Source organism: Achromobacter maghribensis (assembly GCF_057334215.1).
Map to the genome: position 1 here is coordinate 1 of NZ_JBHFII010000042.1, position 5,276 is coordinate 5,276.

Sequence of the window (5,276 nt, forward strand, 5' to 3'; positions counted from 1 at the left end):
GGTCATGGCCGGCCTGTCCAGCACGCTGACGGCATACCTGATGCCGAAAGCAGCCGAGGACGACACGCTGTAATGTGCCGCGTGGCCATGCAGCAGGGAAGGGCCCGCCAAGGTGGCGGGCGCTGCATCAGACCTTTTTGACAAACTCCGACTTCAGGCTCATCTGGCCGAAGCCGTCGATCTTGCAATCGATGTCGTGGTCGCTGTCGACCAGGCGGATGCCCTTGACCTTCGTGCCCATCTTGATCACTCCGCCCGACCCCTTCAATTTCAGGTCTTTGATGACGGTGATGGTGTCGCCGTCTTGCAGGACGTTGCCGGCCGAATCGCGGTAGACGCGGGCATCATCGTCCGAGGGCGCGGCGTCTTGCGCCGACCATTCATGCGCGCATTCCGGGCAGACGTAGCCGCCGCCATCTTCGTAGGTGAATTCGGACTGGCATTTCGGACAGGCGGGCAATGCACTCACAGGGAAACCTCAGGTGAAACGCGCGAATCGCGCAATGCACGATTGTACTGTCCTGAGTGCCATTTTTCGCTGGAACGTGCGCCTATCTTCACGCATTTTCATGCAGCAAGTCGACAAAGTGCTGGCCAGCGGCACTTAAGGGGCGGTCGCGCGGCACGATGCTGCCGAATGCCGCCAGCGACTGCTGGATTTGATAGGGCAGGATCGCCAGCAAGCCATGCCGGGCATAGCGGCTGGCAACCGACTCCGGGATCACGCCCAGCATGCGCGACTTCATCGCCAGGTTGGTGGTGGTCAGGATGGACGAGGATTCGATCAGCCCAGGTGGCAGGGCTGTGTTGTGGGATCGGAACTCGTGTTCGATCACCTCGCGCATCGGACTGCCTTGGGGTTGAAGAATCCAGGGATACGCCTGCATTGCGTCGAAGCCGATGCGCCGCTTGCGGGCCAGCGGATGGTCCACCGCCGCGATGACGGATAGGGCTTCGTCGCCGATGGGGCGGAACACGTAGTTGCGGTCCGACAGGGTCAGCATGCGGCCGATCACCACATCCAGCTTGCCCGCATTCAACTGCGCGATCAGCAGGTCGCTGGTGCCCGTGGATATTTCCACCGCCAGCAGCGGATAGGTCTGCTTCAAGCGCAACAGCGCGTCGGTTAGGTGGCTGGGCGAGGCCGCCATGATGCTGCCGATAAAGAGTTTGCCGGCGCTGCCCAGCCGCAGTTCATCGAGTTCGCGCGCCAGCGACGACACCGTGCCGCGCATGCCACGGAAATGCCCCATGACGCACTCGCCGGCGGGCGTCAACGCCAGCCCGCGACCCACGCGTCCAAACAGCGGTTGCCCCAGCGCCGATTCCAGTTCGTGCAGCATCTTGCTGGCGGCCGACTGGGTGATGTTCAACTGCTGCGCGGCGGCGCGCAGGGTGCCACGGTCGTCGATGGCAAGCAGCAGCACGACCTGGCGCATGCGCAGTCGGGCCAGCAGGCCGGCGACGTTCAGATTGCGTTCCATGATTGATCGCCTAAAGTGAACGGTTGGTGCAAAAGTTTCATTTTACGGAAACTGATGTTCTTCATAAGATGACTTCACAACAAATTGCCCAGAGCGGCAAAGAATCATCAAGGAGACAACCATGAAGATCCGCGTATTGGCCGCATTGGCGGCGGGCGTCCTGTGCCTGTCCGCGCTGCCTCCCGGGGCGGCGCAGGCTCAGGCGCAAGCCGCCGGCTGGCCCACCAAACCGCTTCGCCTGTTGGTCGGGTCCGCGCCCGGCGGCGGCACCGATGCCATGGCGCGCGCCGTGGCGGACAAACTCGGGCCGATGCTCAAGCAGACGGTCGTCGTGGAGAACAAACCCGGCGCGTCCAATACGCTGGCGGCCGACCTGGCCGCGAAGTCGGCGGATGGCCACACCATGGTGATGGGAGTGTCGACTGCCCATGCGATCGCGCCTCACTTGTTGAAACTGAGCTATGACAACGACCGTGACCTGACGCCGGTGGTGTTCGTGGGAGCGGTACCGAATATCCTGGTCGTGAACAACGAGGTGCCGGCGAAATCGGTGCAGGATCTGGTCGCGCTGTTGAAGCGCAAGCCGGGCGAATACAACTTCGCCAGCAGCGGCTCGGGCAGCACCCAGCACATTGCGGCGGAACTCTTCAAGGACGCGACCGGGGTGCAGATGACGCATATTCCCTACCGTGGCAGCGGCCCGGCCATGGTCGACCTGATGGGCGGACAGGTGCAGATTGCCTTTGAAACCGCATCGTCCGTCATCCCGCATATCAAGAGCGGCAAGGTGCGCGCGCTGGCGGTATTGAGCGCCCGCCGCAACGCCCAGCTGCCGGATGTGCCGACGATGGCCGAAGCCGGCGTGCCGGGCGTCGAAATGAGCGCCTGGTACGGCATCTACATGCCCAGCGCCACGTCCGCCGCCATCCAGAAACGCATCCATGACGACGTCAACCAGATCCTGGCGCTGCCCGACACGCAGGCCCGCCTGCAGGCGATCGGCGCCGATATCACCCCGATGAGCCAGGAACAGTTTGCGCAGTTTCACAAAGCCGAGAACCAGCGCTACGCCGGCATCATCAAGAAGAACAACATTTCCGTGGAATGACTCCAGCATGAACCCGCAGCCAAAACCCGTTATTGCCCTGACCCTGGGCGACCCCGCCGGCATCGGCGCCGAACTGATCGCCCGCCTGCTCGCCAAGCCGGAGGCCTGCCAGATGGCCAACATCGTGCTGGTGGGCGACGCCTGGCTCTGGCGCGAAGGCCAACGCGTGGCCGGCGTGCAGGTGGCCACCCAGCCGGTGGACAGCATCGAGGCGGTGCGTGGCCGCCCGGACACCCGCCTGCCGGCGTGGTTGGAAAAGGACACGATCCGGCCCGACCAGGTGACGGTGGGCCAACCCCAGGCGGCGGGCGGGGCGTCGGTGCTGCGCGTGCTGGATGCTTGCATGGACGCCGCGCGCGACGGTCATGTGGATGCCATCTGCTTTGCGCCGCTGAACAAGTTCGCCATGAAGCTGGGCGGGCTGGGGCACGACGACGAACTGCATCATTTCGCGCAATACCTGGGCGTCACCGGCTATTTCTGCGAATTCAATACGCTGGGCGAGTTGTGGACGTCGCGCGTGTCGTCGCATATCCCGCTGAAGGACGCGGCGGCGGCGCTCAGCGTCGATGGCATCAAGGCGGCGACGCGGCTGATCTACCGGTCACTGCAGGCCAACGGCATCGCGGCGCCGCGGGTGGCGGTGGCCGCCTTCAACCCGCATGGCGGCGATGGCGGCACCTGCGGGCGCGAAGAAGTCGACATCATCGCGCCGGCCGTGCGCCAACTGAACGACGAAGGGCTGCCCGTGCAGGGGCCGTTTCCGGCGGACACCATCTTTCTGAGGGCGCAGGCCGGCGAGTTCCAGGCCATCGTCACCATGTACCACGACCAGGGCCAGATCGCGATCAAGCTGCTGGGTTTCGCGCGCGGGGTAACGGTGCAGGGCGGCTTGCCCATCCCCATTACCACGCCGGCGCACGGCACGGCCTACGACATCGCGGGCCAGGGCCGCGCCAATGTGGAGGCCACCTGGCAAGCCTTCCTGATCGCCTGCCGCATGGGCGTCTCGCACCGTTTCTCGTCTTCCAAGTAGGAATCCGACATGAAGATCAAATCCGTCCGCGCTCGCGTTTTCGAATGGACCGGCAAGACCGTTCCGCCGCAAGGCAACTTTTGCTCCAACGCCATGGACCTGCTGTATTCCAAGCAAGAAACCATGAGCACGTTTCGCTTCCACGGCTGGACCGTTGTGGAAGTGGAAACGGACGACGGCATCGTGGGCCTGGGCAATGTGGCGCTGGCCCCGCGCGTGGCCAAGGCCATCATCGACCAATACCTTGCGCCGCTGGTCGTGGGCCACGACCCCTGGGACTACGAATACCTGTGGCAGCGCATGTACCGCGCCACGCACGCCTGGGGCCGAAAGGGCGTGACGATGGCGGCGATATCGGGCGTGGACCTGGCCATTTGGGACATCCTGGGAAAGTCGGTGGACAAGCCCGTTTTCAAGTTGCTGGGCGGCCGCACCAAGGAAAAGATCCCCGTCTACTATTCCAAGCTGTACCGCACCGACCTCAAGGCCATGCAGGAAGAGGCGCAGACCTACCTGGACCAGGGGTTCACCGCGTTCAAGATGCGTTTCGGTTACGGGCCGGCGCACCTGCAGAAAGGCGTGGCGGAGAACTTGAAGTCGGTCGAGGCCGTGCGCGAGGTCATCGGCTACGACACCGACTTGATGCTGGAGTGCTATATGGGCTGGAACCTGGAATACGCCAAGCGTATCTTGCCCAAGCTAGAGAAGTTCGAGCCCCGCTGGCTGGAAGAACCCGTCATTGCCGATGACACCGACGGCTACGCCGAACTGAACCAGCTGACGTCGATCCCGATCTCGGGTGGCGAGCACGAGTTTTCGCTGTACGGATTCAAGCAGTTGCTGGATAAGAAGGCGGTGTCCGTGGTGCAGTACGACACGAACCGCGTGGGCGGCATCACGGCGGCGCACAAGATCAATGCCCTGTGCGAAGCGTACAGCGTGCCGGTCATTCCGCACGCCGGGCAAATGCACAACTACCATTTGACGATGAGCACGCTGGCCTCGCCCATGAGCGAGTATTTCCCGATGTTCGACGTTGAAGTCGGCAACGAGCTGTTCTACTACATCTTCGACGGCGAGCCGGTGGCGAAAGAGGGTTTCATCGACCTGGATGATGACAAGCCGGGGCTGGGCCTGACGCTGAAGACCGAGTATCTGAACGATTTCAACATCATCGAATAGGCCCGCGATGACAACGATCCCCACGACCCAGGCGCCGCGCTATCGCGGCATCTTTCCGGTGGTGCCCACCCCCTTTACCGAGTCGGGTGGCCTGGACCTGCCCAGCCAGAAGCGCGCGGTCGACTTCATGATCGACTCGGGCGTGGACGGCCTGTGCATTCTGGCGAACTTCTCCGAACAGTTCGTGCTGTCGGACGAAGAACGCGAGGTGCTGACGCGGACCATCCTGGAACACGTGGCAGGCCGCGTGCCCGTCATCGTGACGACCACGCACTTCAGCACCCGGGTCTGCGCGGCGCGTAGCCGGCAGGCGCAGGACCAGGGCGCTGCCATGCTGATGATCATGCCGCCGTACCACGGGGCGACAATCCGTGTGCCCGAAGCGCAGGTCGAGGCCTTTTTCCAGCAGGTGTCCGACGCGGTGGACATCCCCATCATGATCCAGGACGCGCCGGTGGGCCGGCAC

5 protein-coding genes and 1 pseudogene are annotated in these 5,276 nt (G+C 63.6%); 4 read left to right on the forward strand and 2 right to left on the reverse strand.

Annotated features, from left to right (window positions below):
• Positions 1-127 precede the first annotated feature (127 nt).
• Both ACE039_RS17045 and ACE039_RS17050 read right to left on the reverse strand, forming a co-directional pair.
• A complete protein-coding gene (locus tag ACE039_RS17045; RefSeq protein WP_310029926.1) occupies positions 128-469 on the reverse strand; it encodes a zinc ribbon domain-containing protein YjdM in 342 nt (113 codons plus the stop codon).
• Between the two features lie 88 nt (positions 470-557).
• The gene (locus ACE039_RS17050; RefSeq protein ID WP_105556499.1) at positions 558-1,484 is read right to left on the reverse strand and encodes a LysR family transcriptional regulator; all 927 of its coding nucleotides are present in this window, start codon (positions 1,482-1,484) and stop codon (positions 558-560) included.
• A gap of 121 nt (positions 1,485-1,605) precedes the next feature.
• Here ACE039_RS17050 and ACE039_RS17055 point away from each other — a divergent pair, with 121 nt between their 5' ends.
• The 4 genes and pseudogenes from ACE039_RS17055 to ACE039_RS17070 form a co-directional block, all read left to right on the forward strand.
• Complete coding sequence (locus ACE039_RS17055; protein ID WP_485822891.1) at positions 1,606-2,592, forward strand: Bug family tripartite tricarboxylate transporter substrate binding protein; 987 nt, start codon at positions 1,606-1,608, stop codon at positions 2,590-2,592.
• A gap of 7 nt (positions 2,593-2,599) precedes the next feature.
• Positions 2,600-3,628 (forward strand): 4-hydroxythreonine-4-phosphate dehydrogenase PdxA, encoded by a 1,029-nt coding sequence (locus tag ACE039_RS17060; protein WP_448709782.1) that lies wholly within the window; start codon positions 2,600-2,602, stop codon positions 3,626-3,628.
• Between the two features lie 9 nt (positions 3,629-3,637).
• Positions 3,638-4,810 carry an L-rhamnonate dehydratase gene (locus ACE039_RS17065; protein WP_485822892.1) on the forward strand — a complete coding sequence of 391 codons (1,173 nt, stop codon included), beginning with the start codon at positions 3,638-3,640 and terminating at the stop codon, positions 4,808-4,810.
• 7 nt (positions 4,811-4,817) lie between these two features.
• Positions 4,818-5,276 (forward strand): annotated as a pseudogene (locus tag ACE039_RS17070) (dihydrodipicolinate synthase family protein); the annotation flags it as partial.

Bases quoted from the DNA above. Each gene is read 5' to 3' on its own strand.
- ACE039_RS17050 (WP_105556499.1), bottom strand. From the start codon at position 1,484: ATGGAACGCAATCTGAACGTCGCCGGCCTGCTGGCCCGACTGCGCATG.
- ACE039_RS17055 (WP_485822891.1), top strand. From the start codon at position 1,606: ATGAAGATCCGCGTATTGGCCGCATTGGCGGCGGGCGTCCTGTGCCTG.
- ACE039_RS17060 (WP_448709782.1), top strand. From the start codon at position 2,600: ATGAACCCGCAGCCAAAACCCGTTATTGCCCTGACCCTGGGCGACCCC.
- ACE039_RS17065 (WP_485822892.1), top strand. From the start codon at position 3,638: ATGAAGATCAAATCCGTCCGCGCTCGCGTTTTCGAATGGACCGGCAAG.